The sequence below is a fragment of the Streptomyces sp. NPDC031497 genome (assembly GCF_055580905.1).
Map to the genome: position 1 here is coordinate 207,465 of NZ_JBVIKO010000017.1, position 18,716 is coordinate 226,180.

Annotated in this window: 15 protein-coding genes; 9 read left to right on the forward strand and 6 right to left on the reverse strand. The window is 69.3% G+C overall.

Going from position 1 to position 18,716, the window contains the following annotated elements:
* The first annotated feature begins 205 nt into the window (after window positions 1-205).
* The 7 genes from ACZ5K7_RS31055 to ACZ5K7_RS31085 all read left to right on the forward strand — a co-directional run bounded on the left by ACZ5K7_RS31055 (window position 206) and on the right by ACZ5K7_RS31085 (window position 8,944).
* Entirely contained in the window at window positions 206-1,072 is an 867-nt protein-coding gene (locus tag ACZ5K7_RS31055; protein WP_468918361.1) for an MHYT domain-containing protein, read from the forward strand.
* Window positions 1,073-1,112: 40 nt separating this feature from the next.
* The gene (gene uvrB / locus ACZ5K7_RS31060; protein ID WP_351694962.1) at window positions 1,113-3,260 is read left to right on the forward strand and encodes an excinuclease ABC subunit UvrB; all 2,148 of its coding nucleotides are present in this window, start codon (window positions 1,113-1,115) and stop codon (window positions 3,258-3,260) included.
* Window positions 3,261-3,418: 158 nt separating this feature from the next.
* Window positions 3,419-3,997 (forward strand): TerD family protein, encoded by a 579-nt coding sequence (locus tag ACZ5K7_RS31065; RefSeq protein ID WP_351694960.1) that lies wholly within the window; start codon window positions 3,419-3,421, stop codon window positions 3,995-3,997.
* Between the two features lie 49 nt (window positions 3,998-4,046).
* Complete coding sequence (locus tag ACZ5K7_RS31070; RefSeq protein ID WP_468918364.1) at window positions 4,047-6,071, forward strand: TerD family protein; 2,025 nt, start codon at window positions 4,047-4,049, stop codon at window positions 6,069-6,071.
* A 222-nt stretch (window positions 6,072-6,293) separates the two neighbouring features.
* Window positions 6,294-7,295 carry a TerC/Alx family metal homeostasis membrane protein gene (locus ACZ5K7_RS31075; RefSeq protein ID WP_468918367.1) on the forward strand — a complete coding sequence of 334 codons (1,002 nt, stop codon included), beginning with the start codon at window positions 6,294-6,296 and terminating at the stop codon, window positions 7,293-7,295.
* Window positions 7,296-7,425: 130 nt separating this feature from the next.
* Entirely contained in the window at window positions 7,426-7,728 is a 303-nt protein-coding gene (locus tag ACZ5K7_RS31080) for a hypothetical protein (RefSeq protein WP_468918370.1), read from the forward strand.
* A 115-nt stretch (window positions 7,729-7,843) separates the two neighbouring features.
* Entirely contained in the window at window positions 7,844-8,944 is a 1,101-nt protein-coding gene (locus tag ACZ5K7_RS31085; RefSeq protein ID WP_351694952.1) for a calcium:cation antiporter, read from the forward strand.
* A 7-nt stretch (window positions 8,945-8,951) separates the two neighbouring features.
* Here ACZ5K7_RS31085 and ACZ5K7_RS31090 read toward each other — a convergent pair whose 3' ends face one another.
* A complete protein-coding gene (locus ACZ5K7_RS31090; RefSeq protein ID WP_351694950.1) occupies window positions 8,952-10,223 on the reverse strand; it encodes an MFS transporter in 1,272 nt (423 codons plus the stop codon).
* A 172-nt stretch (window positions 10,224-10,395) separates the two neighbouring features.
* Here ACZ5K7_RS31090 and aroQ point away from each other — a divergent pair, with 172 nt between their 5' ends.
* On the forward strand, window positions 10,396-10,869 hold the full coding sequence (gene aroQ, locus ACZ5K7_RS31095; protein ID WP_351694948.1) for a type II 3-dehydroquinate dehydratase: 474 nt from the start codon (window positions 10,396-10,398) through the stop codon (window positions 10,867-10,869).
* Window positions 10,870-10,873: 4 nt separating this feature from the next.
* Here aroQ and ACZ5K7_RS31100 read toward each other — a convergent pair whose 3' ends face one another.
* The 5 genes from ACZ5K7_RS31100 to ACZ5K7_RS31120 form a co-directional block, all read right to left on the reverse strand.
* Window positions 10,874-11,626: an amino acid ABC transporter ATP-binding protein gene (locus ACZ5K7_RS31100; RefSeq protein ID WP_351694946.1), complete on the reverse strand. Its 753-nt coding sequence runs from the start codon at window positions 11,624-11,626 to the stop codon at window positions 10,874-10,876.
* Window positions 11,623-12,543 (reverse strand): amino acid ABC transporter permease, encoded by a 921-nt coding sequence (locus tag ACZ5K7_RS31105; protein ID WP_468918375.1) that lies wholly within the window; start codon window positions 12,541-12,543, stop codon window positions 11,623-11,625. The genes ACZ5K7_RS31100 and ACZ5K7_RS31105 overlap by 4 nt, the downstream gene beginning before the upstream one ends.
* Entirely contained in the window at window positions 12,540-13,424 is an 885-nt protein-coding gene (locus ACZ5K7_RS31110; RefSeq protein ID WP_468918378.1) for an ABC transporter substrate-binding protein, read from the reverse strand. Before ACZ5K7_RS31110 ends, ACZ5K7_RS31105 begins: the two co-directional genes overlap by 4 nt.
* Window positions 13,425-13,930: 506 nt before the next feature.
* Window positions 13,931-14,587, reverse strand: coding sequence for an MBL fold metallo-hydrolase (locus ACZ5K7_RS31115; RefSeq protein ID WP_468918381.1), 657 nt, complete (start codon window positions 14,585-14,587; stop codon window positions 13,931-13,933).
* Window positions 14,588-14,631: 44 nt separating this feature from the next.
* Window positions 14,632-15,318: a maleylpyruvate isomerase family mycothiol-dependent enzyme gene (locus tag ACZ5K7_RS31120; RefSeq protein WP_468918383.1), complete on the reverse strand. Its 687-nt coding sequence runs from the start codon at window positions 15,316-15,318 to the stop codon at window positions 14,632-14,634.
* A gap of 225 nt (window positions 15,319-15,543) precedes the next feature.
* Here ACZ5K7_RS31120 and uvrA point away from each other — a divergent pair, with 225 nt between their 5' ends.
* Window positions 15,544-18,573 carry an excinuclease ABC subunit UvrA gene (gene uvrA / locus ACZ5K7_RS31125; protein WP_468918386.1) on the forward strand — a complete coding sequence of 1,010 codons (3,030 nt, stop codon included), beginning with the start codon at window positions 15,544-15,546 and terminating at the stop codon, window positions 18,571-18,573.
* The last annotated feature ends 143 nt before the right edge of the window (window positions 18,574-18,716 follow it).

Sequence of the window (18,716 nt, forward strand, 5' to 3'; positions counted from 1 at the left end):
GGATGGCCACAGATTGAATGGAGTTGCCCAAGGCCGCTCACCGGTGCCGCACAACTGCGGGAAGGCCGTGTTTCTTTGCCGGAAAATCGTTCGACCATTCCGGTGCGGGTCATACTCTCTGCGTCAACCTTGACCGCTCGGGCGGTCCTGGGACGGGGGCGCATATCAAATATTCCGGGACGCAAAGGGTGAAGGGCAGCCACGTATGCAGGGCACGGTCGACGGATTCAGCTACGGGGTCGTCACCCCGCTGGTGGCCTATGTGATGGCCTGCCTCGGCGGTGCTCTGGGGCTGCGCTGCACGACCCGGGCGATGCTGGTGGCCCAGTCCTGGCGGCCCGCCTGGCTTGCCCTGGGATCGGCCGCGATCGGCTCCGGCATATGGACCATGCACTTCATCGCCATGATGGGGTTCAGCGTCAAGGAGACGCCGGTCCACTACGACAAGACGATCACCTTTGCGAGCCTCGGCCTCGCCATCGTCATGGTGGGTGTCGGGATCTTCATAGTCGGCTACCGGGGCGCCACCGGAACCGCGCTCTTCACGGGCGGCACGATCACCGGCCTGGGCATCGCCTCGATGCACTACCTAGGCATGGCCGGTCTGCGCCTCAACGGGACCCTGGAGTACAACACGCTCACCGTGGGCGCGTCGGTCGTGATAGGGGTCGTGGCCGCCACCTCGGCCCTGTGGGCTGCCGGACAGATCCGCGGCTTCCTGTGGAGCGTCGGTGCGAGCCTCGTCATGGGACTCGCCGTCAGCGGCATGCATTACACCGGCATGGCCGCCATGAGCGTCCACCTCCACAACACCGGTGGCACGCCCCCCGGCGACTCGCCCGCCTCCCTGCTCGCTCCCATGCTGATCGGCCCGCTGGCCTTCCTCTGCCTCGCCGCCGCCGTCGTGGTGTTCGACCCCATGATGATCATCGGAAGGCCCGACCGGCTGCGCGTGGAGCACAAGCCGGGTGTCCCGGCCGACGAGGTCACCCCCCACCCGAGCCGCCGCCCGCAGCTGCGCATCGGCCCCCAGCAGAGCCACCACAGCTCGCGCACTCCGCAGAATCGCTGATCAGAGCCGGTTGTCAGTGCGGGGTCGTACGGTGGAACCCATGCGGCCCGTTTCCCACATCGAACGCACGGTGGCGCCCTTCGAGGTCGTCAGCCCGTACCAGCCCAGCGGCGACCAGCCGGCGGCCATCGCCGAGCTGGCCAAACGCGTCGAGGCCGGTGAGAAGGACGTCGTCCTCCTCGGCGCGACCGGCACCGGCAAGTCCGCCACCACCGCGTGGATGATCGAGAAGCTCCAGCGTCCCACCCTGGTGATGGCGCCGAACAAGACGCTGGCCGCCCAGCTGGCCAACGAGTTCCGCGAGCTCCTCCCGAACAACGCGGTCGAGTACTTCGTCTCGTACTACGACTACTACCAGCCCGAGGCGTACGTCCCGCAGTCGGACACCTACATCGAGAAGGACTCCTCGATCAACGAGGAGGTCGAGCGACTGCGCCACTCCGCCACCAACTCGCTCCTCACCCGGCGCGACGTCATCGTGGTCGCCTCCGTGTCCTGCATCTACGGCCTCGGTACACCGCAGGAGTACGTCGACCGGATGGTCCCGCTGCGCGTCGGTGACGAGATCGACCGCGACCTCCTGCTGCGCCGTTTCGTCGACATCCAGTACACGCGCAACGACGTGGCGTTCGCACGCGGCACCTTCCGCGTCCGCGGCGACACCATCGAGATCTTCCCGGTCTACGAGGAGCTCGCCGTCCGCATCGAGATGTTCGGCGACGAGATCGAGGCGCTGTCCACGCTGCACCCGCTCACCGGCGAGATCATCAGCGACGACCAGCAGCTGTACGTCTTCCCGGCCTCCCACTACATCGCGGGTCCCGAGCGCCTGGAGCGGGCCGTCAACGACATCGAGAAGGAGCTGGCGGAGCGCCTCGCGGAGCTGGAGAAGCAGGGCAAGCTCCTGGAGGCCCAGCGGCTGCGCATGCGCACCACGTACGACATCGAGATGCTCCGCCAGATCGGCACCTGCTCCGGCGTGGAGAACTACTCGATGCACTTCGACGGCCGCTCGCCCGGCTCTCCGCCCAACACCCTGCTCGACTACTTCCCGGACGACTTCCTCCTCGTCATCGACGAGTCGCATGTCACCGTGCCGCAGATCGGCGCCATGTACGAGGGCGACGCCTCCCGCAAGCGCACCCTGGTGGACCACGGCTTCCGGTTGCCCTCCGCCCTGGACAACCGCCCCCTGAAGTGGGAGGAGTTCCAGGAGCGGATCGGGCAGGCCGTGTACCTGTCGGCGACCCCCGGCACCTACGAGCTGTCCCGCGGGGACGGCGTCGTCGAGCAGATCATCCGCCCCACCGGCCTCATCGACCCAGAGGTCGTCGTCAAGCCCACCGAGGGCCAGATCGACGACCTGGTGCACGAGATCCGCAAGCGCACCGAGAAGGACGAACGTGTCCTGGTCACCACCCTCACCAAGAAGATGGCCGAGGACCTCACCGACTACTTCCTGGAACTCGGCATCCAGGTGCGCTATCTGCACAGCGACGTCGACACCCTGCGCCGCGTCGAGCTGCTGCGCGAGCTGCGCTCCGGCGAGTACGACGTCCTGGTCGGCATCAACCTGCTGCGTGAGGGCCTCGACCTGCCCGAGGTGTCCCTGGTGGCGATCCTCGACGCCGACAAGGAGGGCTTCCTGCGCTCCGGCACCTCGCTGATCCAGACCATCGGCCGCGCGGCGCGCAATGTCTCCGGCCAGGTCCACATGTACGCCGACAAGATCACCCCGGCGATGGAGCGGGCCATCGACGAGACCAACCGCCGCCGGGAGAAGCAGGTCGCCTACAACACGGCCAACGGCATCGACCCGCAGCCGCTGCGCAAGAAGATCAACGACATCGTCGCGCAGATCGCCCGGGAAGAGGTGGACACCGAACAGCTGCTCGGCTCGGGCTACCGCAAGCAGAAGGACGGCAAGGCGGCCAAGGCGCCCGTACCGTCGCTTGGCGAGAAGGCGGCCAAGGGCGCGAAGGCCGGCAAGGCGGCCAAGGGCAAGGCGAAGGAAACGGTGCCGACCGACCGTCCGGCGGCCGAACTCGCCGAGCAGATCGAGGAGATGACGGAGCGAATGCGTGCCGCCGCCGCGGATCTGCAGTTCGAGATCGCGGCCAGGCTGCGCGACGAGGTCTCCGAGATGAAGAAGGAACTGCGCCAGATGAAGGAGGCGGGCCTGGCCTGACCCCCGAGCCGCCACCGGACCCCGGCAAGGGTGCGAAGTGTTGCAACACCGACACAAACCGCGGGCCGGGGTTCGGCACTGTCCGTGGCGCTGCATAGGGTTTTGGACAACCGCGCACTTCGCGGCAACCGGGGACATCCGACGAGGGGACAGCAGTCGTGACCGTCAACATGACCAAGGGTCAGGCCATCAGCCTGGAGAAGAAGGATGGCGGCTCCCTGAGCGCGGTCCGCATGGGTCTTGGTTGGAAGGCGGCGCCCCGGCGCGGGCTGTTCGGCTCGCGCACCCGTGAGATCGACCTGGACGCCTCGGCGGTGCTGTTCGCCGACAAGGAGCCCGTCGACGTCGTGTTCTTCCGCCACCTGGTGAGCGACGACGGCTCCGTCCGGCACACGGGCGACAACCTAGTCGGCGGTGCGGGGCAGGGCGGCGACGACGAGGCCATCCTCGTCGACCTCGCGCGCGTACCGGTCCACATCGACCAGATCGTCTTCACCGTCAACTCCTTCACCGGCCAGACCTTCCAGGAAGTGCAGAACGCCTTCTGCCGGCTGGTCGACGAGACCAACGGCCAGGAACTCGCCCGCTACACGCTCGACGGCGGCGGCGAGTACACCGCCCAGATCATGGCGAAGGTGCACCGGACCGGCTCGGGCTGGACGCTGACGGCCCTGGGCGTGCCGGCCAAGGGCCGCACCTTCCAGGACCTGGTGCCCACGATCCGGCAGGTCCTCTAGGACAAGCCCCGCGGCGCACGACGACACGACACACAGGGGGACATGGGCGATGGCGGCCGAGCTGACGCGCGGGCAGAACCACCCACTCTCGCGGAACCGGATCGAGATCCGGATCTCGGCCGATGTGCCGGTCGTGGCCGGGGCCACCCTCGCCGACGACGGCGGCCGGGTGCGGGACGCCGACCGGGTGGCCCATCCGGGCGCACCCACCCTGCCCGGGATCGAGGTCTCCCGGCAGGCGGCCGCCGAACACCGGCTCGCCGTCGACCTCGACGCCCTGCCCGGGGCCGTGCACCGGGTCAGCGTCCTGATCGCCCTGCCCGCAGCCCCCGGCGGCCCGCTCCGCTTCGGCGCGGTCGCCCCGCCGCGCGCCGCCGTCACCGGCCTCGACGGCACCGAGATCGCCGGATACACCCTCGCCGGCCTGGACGCCGAGTCGGCCGTCGTGGCCCTGGAGCTCTACCGTCGCCAAGGCGCCTGGAAGATCCGCGCGGTGGGCCAGGGCTACGCGGAGGGCCTCACCGCGCTCCTCGCCGACCAAGGCCTGCCCCAGGCCGCCGAACTCGCCTGCGGGATCGAGGAGGCGGTGGCGCGCGGTGCGGCCCAGGCCGTCCCGGTGCGCACGGACACCGGCCGCTCCCGCCGTACGGTCGGCACCGTCGCCGGCCCCGATCCGTCCGGCGCCGCCCCCGCGTCCCCGTACGACGTTCAGGCGCCCGGCGACGGCGGCGATCAGCCGATCCTTTCCGGCGGACCTGGCGGACCTGGCGGACCTGGCGCATCGGAGCCGGTGCCTGGTGACGGCTGCTCCCCGGTCCCTGAGAGATCCGCTGCCGCCGACGCGGCCACGTCCGTCGGCGGTCCCATCGACTACACGCATCCGAAGCGCCGCCAGGCCTCGCCGTCCACGGCCCCGGCAGCCCCCGCCCCGGTCGACGGTCCCGTGCCGCCCGTCGCGGGCGACGCGGTCGGCTGGTCCATGGACGAGCGGCTGTACAACCAGGTCTGGGGCATGTTCGAGGACCTGGCCCGTTCCACCGCCGCATACCGCAGTGCCGTCGACTTCGCCGCGTCACGCATGGAGAAGGAGCTCGACCAGGTCCTCGCCGATCCACGCAGCCGCCTGGGCTCGACGGGAGACGCCGCACGCGAGACGGCCCGCGCCCGGCAGGCCCAGCTGGTCGACCAGGCCCAGGGGGTCCTCGACCGCGACCTCGCCCAGCTCACCGCCGAGTCCGAGGTCGTCGAGCCCGCCCTGCCACCGGCGTACGCACGCTGGGACAACCCCGTCTGGCACGCCTACCGGGTACCGACGGAGCCGCCGATGGCGGTGCGACTGGGCGACCTGCACCTCGCGGAGAGCGACCCGCTGCGTATCCCGCTGCTGGTCCGGCTGCCGCTGGAGCGGGGCCTGTGGATCGACAGCGGCCTCACCGCGACTCCCGACGATGCCTTTCCCGACGCCGGTGAGCTGCGGCACCTCGCTCTGCAGACGGCGGTGGCGCTCGCGGCCCGGCTGCTCGCCGTGCATCCGGCCGGGGAGTTCGGCGTACAGGTCATCGATCCGGCCGGTTCCGGTGCTTCCGCACTCGCTCCGCTGACGGGAGCCGGCGTGCTGGCCCGGCCGCCCGCGACAGGTGCGGCCGGTGTGGCGGACGTGCTGGGGCGGCTGACCGAGCGTGTCGACCTGGTACAGATGGCCGTGCGCGGCGGCGCGGCCGACGCCTTGCCGCCCGGTCTGGACACCTCGCGGCTGCTGCTTGTCGTCAACGAGTTCCCGCACGGTTTCGACGAGCGGGCCGTCACTCAGCTGCGCTATCTCGCGGACGAGGGTCCGGACGTCGGTGTCCATCTCCTGCTGGTCGCCGACCGCGAGGACGCCGCCGCCTACGGACCGTTGCTCGATCCGCTGTGGCGTTCACTGATGCGACTCACACCGGTACCGGACGACCACCTGGCCGACCCGTGGGTGGGGCATGCCTGGACGTACGAGCCCTGCCTCGCGCCGGCCGGCAGCCAGGTGCTCCAGCAGGTGCTCAACCAGGTCGCGATCGCTTACACCAAGCGTATGTAAAGTCCTCTGACCAGGTGATTTGGTCTTTCTTTTGCCAATCGCTTTACCTTTCCTTGGTGATTGGGGTACTGTTTTCCTCACGGAGGGGAGTACTCCCTGTCTGCTGCGGCGTACCCGTCAATACGGATCCGACCGGATCCCGGGGCGTCGGCCCGTCTCGGGTGGAAGAGACCTCCGGCAGCGATGACGCTGACCCTTTGCCATTCACGAACCGGAGGCACAGTGGATGTATCCGTGACCCTTTGGGTCCTCACCATCCTGGGTCTGGCCGCCCTGATCGCGGTCGACTTCTTCATCGGCCGCAAGCCGCATGACGTATCCGTCAAGGAAGCCGGAATCTGGACCGTCGTCTGGATCGCCCTGGCCGGGCTCTTCGGACTTGGCCTGCTCGTCTTCGGCGGCGGCCAGGCCGGCGGCGAGTTCTTCGCGGGCTTCATCACCGAGAAGTCGCTGAGCGTCGACAACCTCTTCGTCTTCGTCCTGATCATGGCGAAGTTCGCCGTGCCCTCGCAGTACCAGCAGCGGGTGCTGCTCGTCGGCGTCCTCATAGCCCTGGTCCTGCGGGCCATCTTCATCGCCGCGGGCGCCGCGATCCTCGCCAGCTTCTCGTGGGTGTTCTTCCTCTTCGGCGCCTTCCTGATCTGGACCGCCTGGAAGCTGATTCAGGAGGCCCGGGCCGACGAGGAGGAAGAGGAGTTCGAGGAGAACAAGCTGCTCAAGGCCGCGGAGCGCAGGTTCGGCGTGGCCGACCGCTACCACGGCACCAAGCTGTGGATCCAGCAGAACGGCAAGCGGGTCATGACCCCGATGCTGGTCGTGATGCTTGCGATCGGTACGACCGACGTCCTGTTCGCGCTGGACTCCATCCCCGCGATCTTCGGCCTGACGCAGGACCCGTACATCGTCTTCACGGCCAACGCCTTCGCGCTGATGGGTCTGCGGCAGCTGTACTTCCTCATCGGCGGACTGCTGAAGAAGCTGGTCCACCTCTCCTACGGCCTGTCGATCATCCTCGGCTTCATCGGCGTCAAACTCGTGCTGCACGCCCTGCACGAGTCCGGCGTCCACGTCCCGGAGATCAGCATCCCGGTCTCGCTCGGCGTCATCTGCGCGGTCCTGATCGTCACCACGATCACCAGCCTGCGGGCCTCCAGGAAGCAGGCGGCGGCCGAGGCGGCGCAGACCCGGAGCGAAGGCGCTCCGAAGGACAGCATCGACGTCTGACCACGTCGGACGTAGGAACAACCACCCCGTGGAGCGGTGCGAAGCGCATTGCCGACCCGCCGCTCCCGGTGCTTCGGTAGGTGGCGGAGCGTCCCCGGTCGGGGTGCTCCGCCACCCGGTGGAGGCAACCGTGACATTCGTCCAGATCATCGACTTCGAGACCGACCGAATCGACGAGATGAGGGCCCTCGCGGACGAGATGGGCAACCAACTCGCCGGCGGTGAGAACAGCCCGACGCGCCGGCTGATCCTCAGGGACCGGAGCCGGCCAGGCCACTACCTGGGCGTGATCGAGTTCAACTCCTACGAGGAGGCCATGCGCAACAGCGACGACCCCGAGACGACCAAGTTCGCCGAGCAGATGGCCGCCCTGTGCACCCGCCCGCCGTCCTTCACCGACTGCGACGTCGTCGACTCGACCGACTTCACGTAACCGTTCGACCGACCGCACCCGTACGACCCGGGGGCTGTGCCGCCCCGGCGGCACAGCCCCCGGGGCCCGAAAGGACTGGAATGCGAACCCCGGACGCCTCTGCCACCATCGCTGCATGATCACTCGGCTCAGGTCGCTCACCACTCAGTGGACGTTCCTCGTGCCGGTGCTCGCGGTCGTCCTGCTCCTGTTCATCTGGGGCCGTGATCTGCCCGGTGCGGTCGTCGCGCTGGTGACCGTGGTTCTCGCCGGATCCGTCCTCGCCGCCGTCCACCACGCCGAGGTCGTCGCCCACCGGGTCGGGGAACCCTTCGGCTCCCTGGTCCTCGCCATCGCCGTCACGATCATCGAGGTCGCCCTGATCGTCACCCTCATGGTCGACGGTGGCGACAAGAGTTCCACCCTGGCCCGGGACACCGTCTTCGCCGCCGTGATGATCACCTGCAACGGCATCGTCGGCGTCTGTCTCCTCGTCGCCTCGCTGCGCCACGGCACCGCGGTCTTCAACCCCGAGGGCACCGGCGCCGCCCTCGCGACCGTGGCCACCCTGGCCACGCTCAGCCTGGTCCTGCCGACCTTCACCACCAGCAGACCGGGTCCGGAGTTCTCCGGCGTCCAGCTGACCTTCGCGGCCCTGTCCTCACTGATCCTGTACGGCCTGTTCGTGGCGACCCAGACCGTGCGGCACCGCGACTACTTCCTGCCGATCACCCGGCAGGGTGAGGTGATCGACGGCGACGACCACGCCGAGGCCCCCTCCAAGCGCACCGCCTGGATCAGCCTCGGCCTGCTGGGCCTCGCCCTCGTCGGCGTCGTCGGACTGGCCAAGGGCGTGTCACCGACGATCGAGTCCGGCGTGCAGGCGGCCGGACTGCACCAAGCCGTCGTCGGTGTGATCATCGCCCTGCTGGTGCTGCTCCCCGAGACCATCGCCGCCCTGCGCTCCGCCCGCCGCGACCGTGTGCAGACCAGCCTCAACCTCGCGCTCGGCTCGGCCATGGCCAGCATCGGCCTGACCATTCCCGCCGTCGCCCTCGCCTCCATCTGGCTCTCCGGCCCTCTGGTGCTCGGCCTCGGCGCCACCCACATGCTGCTGCTCGCGCTCACCGTGGTGGTCAGTTCCCTCACGGTCGTGCCGGGCCGGGCCACACCGCTCCAGGGCGGCGTCCACCTGGTGCTCTTCGCCGCCTATCTGGAGCTGGCGATCAACCCCTAGATCGCGGTCACCCCGTGACCGGCTCGGCCGCCGCCACCGGCACCGGGCGCGTCTCCGGCAGCAGCGCGAAGCAGCCGAGGCTCAGCAGCGCGATCGCCGTCAGGTACGCCCCCACGGCCCACGGCACGCGCCCGCTGTGCTCCGCCAGTGCCGTCGCCACGATCGGCGTGAGCGCGCCCCCGAGGACCCCGCCGAGGTTGTAGCCGACGGCGGCGCCGGTGCAGCGCACCCGGGGCTCGTACAGCTCCGGCAGATAGGCGGCGATGACCGAGAACATGGTGATGAAGGAGATCAGCGCGCCCGTGAACCCGAGAAACATCAGCAGAGGCTCCCCGGTCGCCAGCAGCGCGACCATCGGGAACATCCACAGCGCCGAGGCCGTGCACCCCACCAGGCACAGCGGCCGCCGCCCGTAGCGGTCGCCGAGCAGGGCCATGACCGGAGTGAGCGAGCCCTTCACCACCACGGCGGCCATGATGCAGACGAGCATGACGGTACGGCTCACCCCGAGCCGGTCCGTCCCGTACGCCAGCGACCAGGTGGTCACGGCGTAGAACACCGCGTACCCGACCGCGAGCGCCCCCGCCGTCAGCAGCACCAGCCGCCAGTGATGCCGTACGACCTCGGCGATCGGCACGCGCGCGAGGTCGTCGAGCTCCAGGAACCGGGGGCTCTCGGCGAGCGACGAACGCAGCCACAGCCCGCTCAGCGCCAGCGCTCCGGCCGCCCAGAACGGCACCCGCCAGCCCCACTGCGCGAACTCCGCTTCGGACAGCGACGCGGACAGGGCCAGCATCACGCCGTTGGCGAGCAGAAAGCCGATGGCCGGGCCGATCTGCGGAAAGCTCGACCACAGGGCGCGCCGTCCGGGGGGTGCGTGCTCCGCGGTCAGCAGTACTGCCCCGCCCCACTCCCCGCCGAGCCCCAGCCCCTGCAGAAAGCGCAGCAGGAGAAGCAGCAGGGGGGCGGCGACACCGATCCTGTCGTACGACGGCACGAACCCGACCGCGACCGTCGAGGCGCCGGTCAGCAGCAGGGACGCGACCAGGACCGGACGCCGGCCACGCCGGTCCCCGATGTGCCCGAACAGCACCGAGCCCAGCGGCCGGGCCACGAACCCCACGCCGAACGTCCCGAACGCCGCCAGCGTCCCCGCGAGCGGCGAGAACGTCGGGAAGAACAGCGGCCCCAGGACGAGCGCCGCGGCCGTGCCGTAGACGAAGAAGTCGTAGAACTCGATGGCGGTCCCGGCGAGCGAGGCGGCCGCCAGCCGCAGCATCGAGGGAACCTTTACGGTGCGTACATCGCGCATGTCGCGTCAACTACCCACGGTGACCGTCGGTTACGGGGGCGCGCGGCGCCCTTCGCGGGCGCCTCGGCGCACCGTGATAAACCGGTCTGAGTCGCGGTCCGCCCAGGGCCGCTCATCGTCCGAATGGACCGGAGGAAGCGTGCCCCGCACCCTGGCCAACGCCCCGATCATGATCCTCAACGGGCCCAACCTGAATCTGCTGGGCCAGCGTCAGCCCGAGATCTACGGCTCCGACACGCTCGCCGACGTCGAGGCCCTCTGCGTCAAGGCGGCGGCCGCGCACGGCGGCACCGTGGACTTCCGCCAGTCCAACCACGAGGGCGAACTGGTCGACTGGATCCACGAGGCGCGCCTTGGCCACTGCGGGATCGTCATCAACCCGGGTGCCTACTCGCACACCTCGGTCGCCATCCTGGATGCCCTCAACACCTGTGACGGGATGCCTGTGCTGGAGGTCCACATCTCCAACATCCACCAGCGCGAGTCGTTCCGGCACCACTCCTATGTCTCCCTGCGTGCCGACGGCGTGATCGCCGGATGCGGTGTGCAGGGCTATGTGTTCGGCGTGGAGCGGGTGGCGGCGCTGGTCGGCGCCGCCACCGCCGAGGCGTGACCCCTCAGAGCCGTCCGGCCTCCACGATCCGCCGCAGGAAGCGCCGGGTGCGGTCCTGCTGAGGGTCGCCGAACACCTGCTCGGCGGTGCCGTGTTCGAGTACGACGCCGCCGTCGAGGAAGCAGATCTGGTCGGCGACATCCCGGGCGAAGCCCATCTCGTGCGTCGCCAGCACCATGGTCATGCCCTCGTCCTTCAGACCACGGACCACGGTGAGCACCTCGCCGACCAGCTCGGGGTCGAGGGCAGCGGTGATCTCGTCGAGCAGCAGCAGCCGGGGCCGTACCGCAAGGGCGCGCACGATCGCCACCCGCTGCTGCTGACCGCCGCTCAGCCGGTCGGGGTAGGCGCCCGCCTTCTCACCCAGGCCGAGGCGCTCAAGCAGCTCCCTGGCCCGCTCCTCGGCTTCCGCGCGGGAGACGCCGTGCACCCGGCGCGGTGCCAGGGTGATGTTCTCCAGCACGGTCATGTGCGGGAAGAGGTTGTACGCCTGGAAGACCACGCCGATACGGCGGCGCACCGCGTCCTGGTCCGCGCGCGGGTCGGTGATCTCCTCGCCGTCCAGCCAGATCGCGCCGTCGTCGATCTCCTCGAGGAGGTTGGCGCAGCGCAGCAGCGTCGACTTGCCGGATCCGGACGCGCCGATCAGCGCGGTCACCGTGTGCGGGGCGACCGCCAGGTCCACGTCCCGCAGGACCACCGAGCCGCCGAAGGTCTTGCGGACGGACTCCATGCGCAGGACAGGTGCGTCGCTCATATGGATCCTCCCTGGGCCCGCTGCCGGTCCATCCTGGCTGTCACCCAGTCCGTGAACCGGGTCATCGGGATGGTCAGCGCCACGAAGACCAGCCCGGCGACGATGTACGGCGTGTAGTTGAGGCTGCGGCCCACGATGATGTCCGCCGCGCGAACGGCGTCGATGGCACCGCCGATCGACACCAGACCGGTGTCCTTCTGGAGCGACACCAGGTCGTTCAGCAGCGGTGGCACCTGACGCCGTACCGCCTGCGGAAGCACGACATGGCGCAGGGCCTGCCGGTTGGTCAGGCCGAGCGAGCGGGCCGCAGCGCGCTGCGAGGGGTGGACCGACTCGATGCCGGCGCGGAACACCTCGGCGACATACGCCGAGTACGTCAGCGTCAGCGCCGTACCGCCCAGCAGCACCGGATCGACCGTCACACCCTGGAGTCGCAGCGCCGGGACGCCCAGGACCACGATCATCAGGTTGATGATCAGTGGCAGCCCGCGGAAGAAGTCGGTGTACGCCGCCGCGAGCGCTCGCAGCGGGAAGAACACCGGCCCGCGCAGCGTGCGCGCGATGGCGATCAGCATGCCGAGGACCAGTACGGCGGCACCGCATACGACCAGCAGCCGGACGTTCAGCCACAGCCCTTCGAGGACCTTCGGAAACGCTTCGCGCGCGTACTGCCCGTTGAAGAACGTCTCCTTGGTACGCGGCCAGCCGGGCGCGCTCACGACGACCAGATAGAGCACGGCCGCCGTGACCAGCGTGGAGAGCGCGGCGATCGCGGTGGCACGGCGGGCCCGGGCACGCCGGTAGCGCTCCCGTTCCAGCCGTCGTCCGGACGGGGTGTAGCCGTCGTCCCCGCGCTCGGACATGCCACTCGCGTCGTTCGCGCCCTCCCGCTCTGCCCCGTCCTTCGTGACGGTCACTTGAGCACCGGGGCGTCGACGGCGTCGGAGAGCCACTGCTGCTCGATCTTCGCCAGGGTGCCGTCCTTGCGCAGCGCGTCGACGGCGTTCGTGACGCACGAGGTGAGCGCGCTGCCCTTGTCGAGGACAAGGCCGAACTGCTCGGGCGTACCGCCCTGGTTCTCGAACTGGCCCACGATCTTCGCGTCGGTCACCTCGGCCGAGGTGATGTAGAACGCGGTCGGCAGGTCGACCACGATCGCGTCCACCTGGCCGTTCTTCAGCGCCGACTTGGCCTGGTCGTTCTTGGCGTACACGGCGGGCTGCTGCGACGGCTTCACCACGTCGGTGATGTAGTCGAGGCTGGTGGTACCGACCTGGGCGCCCAGCTTCAGCCCCTTCAGATCCGCGATGGTGGTCGCCTTCGCGGCCTTGCCGCCCTTCAGCGCGATGACCGCCTGGCGCACGTCGTAGTAACCCGACGAGAAGTCCACGGCCTTCTTGCGCTCGGCGCTGATGGACACCTGGTTGATGTCGAAGTCGAAGGTCTTCACACCGGGCGCGAACGCCTTGTTGAACGGCACGCTCTGCCAGACGACCGCACTCTTGTCGTACCCCAGCTGCTTCGCCACGGCGTACGCGACCGCCGACTCGAAGCCCTCGCCGTTGGCCGGCTTGTCGTCCTTGAACCAGGGCTCGTACGCCGGTTCGTCCGTCGCGATCGTCAGCTTGCCGGACGTCTGGGTGGCCAACTTGCCCTTGGCACAGGTGGTTCCGGCCGACGAGGAGGAACCGCCGGAGGCCTTGTCGTCCGGCTGCGGAGCACAGCCGACAGCGGTGGCGAGCAGGGCTATGGTCGCGGCGGTGACAGCGCGGCGCAGTGCGCTCGGGGCAGGGTGCATGGCGGGAGAGTGACAGCGAAGGCCGCGTTTGTCCAGGTCAAGAGGGTATTTGTCCGCATACTGGGAACCGGTGTTGCGGTCTTGTGAACGTTGCCTGCTGCGGGTTGCGAGGTGGTCACGCCGGGGCCGCCGGTCGAGGGCGGGGAATGGTGACCGGCGGCCCGTACCGCGCAGGAGCCGTCATCCTGTGCGGGGCTGTCACCAGTTGACCGCGCAACGACGCGCGCGGGGAGCGTGCGCCGGGCTCCGGCGCGTGCGAACTGTTCACACGGGGCGCGCGAAAAGTCCGCGCGGGGCGTGTGACGTCGTGCGCGCGGGGCGCTGGTGAAGGAGTGTGCGCCGGGCGCGAGTTGGGAACCGCGCGCCGGGCGAACTGAGCCTCGTGCGCCGGGCCGCGCGCTGGCGCGCACGGCTCAACCGGACGGCTCGCGGCCATGGCGCGCGTGCGCCTGGCGTTCACCACGCGCGCGTGCGCCCGTGCTCACCACCCGCACGTGCCTCCGCACTCACCACCCGCGCGCGTGCCACTCCGGCAGGTGCGGGCGCTCGGTGCCCAGCGTGGTGTCGTTGCCGTGCCCCGGGTACACCCAGGTCTCGTCCGGCAGTACATCGAAGATCTTGGTCTCGACGTCGTGGATCAGGCTGGCGAAGGCCTTCGGGTTCTTGCGCGTGTTGCCGACCCCGCCGGGGAAGAGGCAGTCCCCGGTGAAGACGTGCGGATGGCCGTGCGGGTCGTCGTAGACCAGGGCGATGGAGCCGGGGGTGTGGCCGACCAGGTGCCGGGCGGTCAGTTCGACCTGGCCGACCCGGATGACGTCACCGTCGTCGACGGCGACATCGGTGGTGACCGGGATGCCGGAGGCGTCCTCGCGGCCCGCGTACGTCCGTGCGCCGGTGGTGGCGACGACCTCGGCCAGTGCCTGCCAGTGGTCGCCGTGCTGGTGCGTGGTGACGACGGACGCGATGCCGTCGTCACCGATCATGCCCAGGAGTGTCTCCGCGTCGTTGGCCGCGTCGATCAGCAGTTGCTCGTCCGTGGCGCGGCAGCGCAGCAGATAGGCGTTGTTGTCCATGGGCCCGACCGCGATCTTGGTGATCATCAGGTCCTTGAGCTCGTGCACGTCCGCCGGTCCGCCGACCGTCACCTCTCCGCTGTACGTCATGGCGGTCAGCCTATAGCGGGGAGTGGCCGACGAGGTGCCGTGCGCTACAGCGGAGGAAGTGCGGGCAGCGTCCCGCCGGACACCTCCAGGGCGGCTTCCGCGCGGCGCCCGGCGAGCCAGCCCAGCAGGTCCGCCGGCCGGCCGGTGACGGTGACCTCGGGCCGGGAGGCCTGCCGTCCCGTACGCCACGCGCGCGTGCCGTCCGTGATCCTTGTCGCCGGGACGTCGGGGTGCGCGAGGAAGCGGTCCGCGAGGAAGTCGATCTCCCGCTCCGTGAACTCCTCCGGGAGGTCCTCCAGCTCGTACCCGATCCCGAGGTCGACATGGTGCAGCTCGACCTCGGCCCAGCGCCGGAACGGCACCCGTGCCGCCGCGTCGGTGACCCCGTTGCGCAGCTCCACCGTGCGTGTCCAGTCCGCGGGCTCGGCCCCTCTGGCCCGGAACCGGGCGTCGCTCTCGCGCAGGTCGGTGAGCTGGGCGTCGAGCGGGCGCGGGGCGTCTCGCTCGATGTCGGCGTCCCGGGCCTCGCCGGAGACGTACATGGGATGTCCGTCGAGGACGTTGGCGAGCGCGTCCGCGTTGCGGGCGAGGTGGGCCAGGACGTGGCCGACCGTCCAGTCGGGCAGCCGTGACGGTCGCGCTACGGACGCGTTGTCCAGTTTGGCGACTGCGGTGAGGAGCCGGTCCGTCGCTTCCTGTACAGACGCCAGGTCATGAGCGTGATCAACCATGGGGCTGACAGTAGTCCCGCCACACCTTCGGGTGAAGGTTTCGCACGTGGTCCGTAAATCGAATGCGCGTGCTATATCGTCGATGGTGGCGTCGGGCATGCTGGATGGTCCGGGATTGTTTACGCATCCAGGAATCCGAACCGGCGTTGTCAGTGGCTCCCCCTAGTCTGAAGAAGCACGGGGCTCTGCCCCTGTCACTTCTCTCAAGAAAGGTGCGGACCGGCTGTGGCCGACCGTCTCATCGTCCGTGGCGCGCGCGAGCACAATCTGAAGAATGTCTCGCTCGACCTGCCTCGTGACTCGCTCATCGTCTTCACGGGGCTCTCCGGGTCGGGCAAGTCCTCCCTGGCCTTCGACACGATCTTCGCCGAGGGCCAGCGGCGCTACGTGGAGTCGCTCTCCTCGTACGCCCGCCAGTTCCTCGGGCAGATGGACAAGCCGGACGTGGACTTCATCGAGGGTCTGTCCCCGGCGGTGTCCATCGACCAGAAGTCGACCTCGCGCAACCCGCGCTCGACGGTCGGCACCATCACCGAGGTGTACGACTACCTGCGTCTGCTCTTCGCGCGCATCGGCAAGCCGCACTGCCCCGAGTGCGGCCGACCGATCTCCCGCCAGTCGCCGCAGGCCATCGTGGACAAGGTCCTGGAGCTGCCGGAGGGGAGCCGCTTCCAGGTGCTCTCGCCGCTGGTGCGCGAGCGCAAGGGCGAGTTCGTCGACCTCTTCGCCGACCTCCAGACCAAGGGTTACTCCCGCGCGCGCGTGGACGGCGAGACCGTGCAGCTCTCCGAGCCGCCGACGCTGAAGAAGCAGGAGAAGCACACCATCGAGGTGGTCGTCGACCGTCTCACGGTGAAGGACACCGCCAAGCGACGCCTCACCGACTCAGTGGAGACCGCGCTCGGTCTGTCCGGCGGCATGGTCGTGCTCGACTTCGTCGACCTCCCCGAGGGCGACCCCGAGCGCGAGCGCATGTACTCGGAGCACCTGTACTGCCCGTACGACGACCTGTCCTTCGAGGAGCTGGAGCCCCGCTCCTTCTCCTTCAACTCGCCCTTCGGCGCCTGCCCCGAGTGCACGGGCATCGGCACGCGCATGGAGGTCGACCCGGAGCTGATCGTCCCGGACGAGGACAAGTCCCTCGACGAGGGCGCCATCCACCCCTGGTCGCACGGGCACACCAAGGACTATTTCGGCCGTCTGATCGGCGCCCTCGCGGACGCGCTGGGCTTCCGTACCGACATCCCCTTCGCCGGCCTGCCGCAGCGCGCCAAGAAGGCCCTGCTCTACGGCCACAAGACACAGATCGAGGTCCGGTACCGCAACCGGTACGGCCGCGAGCGCGTGTACACCACGCCCTTCGAGGGCGCGGTGCCCTTCGTCAAGCGCCGGCACAGCGAGGCCGAGAGCGACGCCAGCCGTGAGCGCTTCGAGGGCTACATGCGCGAGGTGCCGTGCCCGACCTGTCAGGGCACGCGCCTGAAGCCGATCGTCCTCGCGGTCACGATCATGGACAAGTCGATCGCCGAGGTCTCGGCGATGTCCATCAGCGACTGCGCGGAGTTCCTGGGCGAGCTCAAGCTCAACGCCCGCGACAAGAAGATCGCCGAGCGCGTGCTGAAGGAGGTCAACGAGCGGCTGCGGTTCCTGGTCGACGTCGGCCTGGACTACCTCTCGCTGAACCGTGCGGCAGGCACCCTCTCCGGTGGCGAGGCCCAGCGCATCCGCCTGGCCACCCAGATCGGCTCCGGACTCGTCGGCGTCCTGTACGTCCTGGACGAGCCGTCGATCGGTCTGCACCAGCGTGACAACCACCGGCTGATCGAGACCCTGGTCCGGCTCCGCGACATGGGTAACACCCTCATCGTCGTCGAGCATGACGAGGACACCATCAAGGTCGCCGACTGGGTCGTCGACATCGGTCCCGGCGCCGGCGAGCACGGCGGCAAGGTCGTGCACAGCGGCTCCCTCAAGGAACTGCTCGCCAACGAGGAGTCGCAGACCGGCCAGTACCTGTCCGGCAAGAAGGCGATCCCGCTGCCCGACATCCGTCGGCCGCAGGACCCCACCCGACGGCTCACGGTGCACGGCGCCCGCGAGAACAACCTCCAGGACATCGACGTGTCCTTCCCGCTGGGCGTGTTCACGGCCGTCACGGGCGTGTCCGGCTCCGGCAAGTCGACGCTGGTCAACGACATCCTGTACACGCACCTGGCCCGTGAGCTGAACGGTGCGCGGAACGTCCCCGGCAGGCACACGCGCGTGGACGGCGACGACCTCGTCGACAAGGTCGTGCACGTCGACCAGTCGCCCATCGGCCGCACCCCGCGATCGAACCCGGCGACGTACACCGGCGTCTTCGACCACGTCCGCAAGCTGTTCGCCGAGACCACCGAGGCGAAGGTGCGCGGTTACCTGCCGGGCCGTTTCTCCTTCAACGTCAAGGGCGGCCGCTGCGAGAACTGCGCGGGCGACGGCACCATCAAGATCGAGATGAACTTCCTCCCGGACGTCTACGTCCCGTGCGAGGTCTGTCACGGAGCCCGGTACAACCGGGAGACGCTGGAGGTCCACTACAAGGGCAAGTCCATCTCCGAGGTCCTGAACATGCCCATCGAAGAAGCCATGCACTTCTTCGAGGCCGTCCCGGCGATCAACCGCCACCTCACGACGCTGAACGACGTCGGTCTCGGCTACGTCCGCCTCGGCCAGTCCGCGACCACGCTGTCCGGCGGTGAGGCGCAGCGCGTGAAGCTCGCCAGCGAGCTGCAGAAGCGCTCCACCGGGCGTACGGTCTACGTCCTGGACGAGCCGACCACCGGTCTGCACTTCGAGGACATCAGCAAGCTGCTGAAGGTCCTCGCCGGCCTCGTGGACAAGGGCAACACGGTCATCGTCATCGAGCACAACCTCGATGTGATCAAGACCGCGGACTGGGTCGTCGACATGGGTCCGGAAGGCGGTGCCGGCGGCGGACTCGTCGTCGCGGAGGGCACGCCCGAGGAGGTCGCCGCCGTCCCGGCCAGCCACACCGGCAAGTTCCTGCGCGAGGTCCTCGGCGCCGACCGCATCAGCGATGCCAGCTCGGTGAAGGCCCCGCGCAAGACGGCGGCGAAGAAGACGGTCGCGGCCAAGTCGGCGGCGAAGAAGACGGCGACCGCCACGACCGTCAACAGCACGGCCACGAAGAAGGCGGCCGGGGCCACCAGGAAGACGACGCCCGCGAAGAAGACGACGCGGGCCGGCAAGGCCTGAGGACCCCGGGCAACCGGAGCGGACAAATCCAGAAAAGTGCGGCGCCCCGTGGGAACTTCCCGCGGGGCGCCGCTCGTTCCATCATCAGCCGCCCGATCCTCGCGGCGATGACGAACCTTGACTCATCAACAGCGGAATCAGCG

Excerpts from the sequence above, each read along its gene's own strand:
- ACZ5K7_RS31085 (WP_351694952.1), top strand. The coding sequence starts at position 7,844 with ATGATCACTCGGCTCAGGTCGCTCACCACTCAGTGGACGTTCCTCGTG.
- ACZ5K7_RS31100 (WP_351694946.1), bottom strand. The coding sequence starts at position 11,626 with ATGAGCGACGCACCTGTCCTGCGCATGGAGTCCGTCCGCAAGACCTTC.
- ACZ5K7_RS31110 (WP_468918378.1), bottom strand. The coding sequence starts at position 13,424 with ATGCACCCTGCCCCGAGCGCACTGCGCCGCGCTGTCACCGCCGCGACC.
- uvrB (WP_351694962.1), top strand. The coding sequence starts at position 1,113 with ATGCGGCCCGTTTCCCACATCGAACGCACGGTGGCGCCCTTCGAGGTC.
- ACZ5K7_RS31070 (WP_468918364.1), top strand. The coding sequence starts at position 4,047 with ATGGCGGCCGAGCTGACGCGCGGGCAGAACCACCCACTCTCGCGGAAC.
- ACZ5K7_RS31120 (WP_468918383.1), bottom strand. The coding sequence starts at position 15,318 with ATGGTTGATCACGCTCATGACCTGGCGTCTGTACAGGAAGCGACGGAC.
- ACZ5K7_RS31115 (WP_468918381.1), bottom strand. The coding sequence starts at position 14,587 with ATGACGTACAGCGGAGAGGTGACGGTCGGCGGACCGGCGGACGTGCAC.
- ACZ5K7_RS31055 (WP_468918361.1), top strand. The coding sequence starts at position 206 with ATGCAGGGCACGGTCGACGGATTCAGCTACGGGGTCGTCACCCCGCTG.
- ACZ5K7_RS31090 (WP_351694950.1), bottom strand. The coding sequence starts at position 10,223 with ATGCTGCGGCTGGCGGCCGCCTCGCTCGCCGGGACCGCCATCGAGTTC.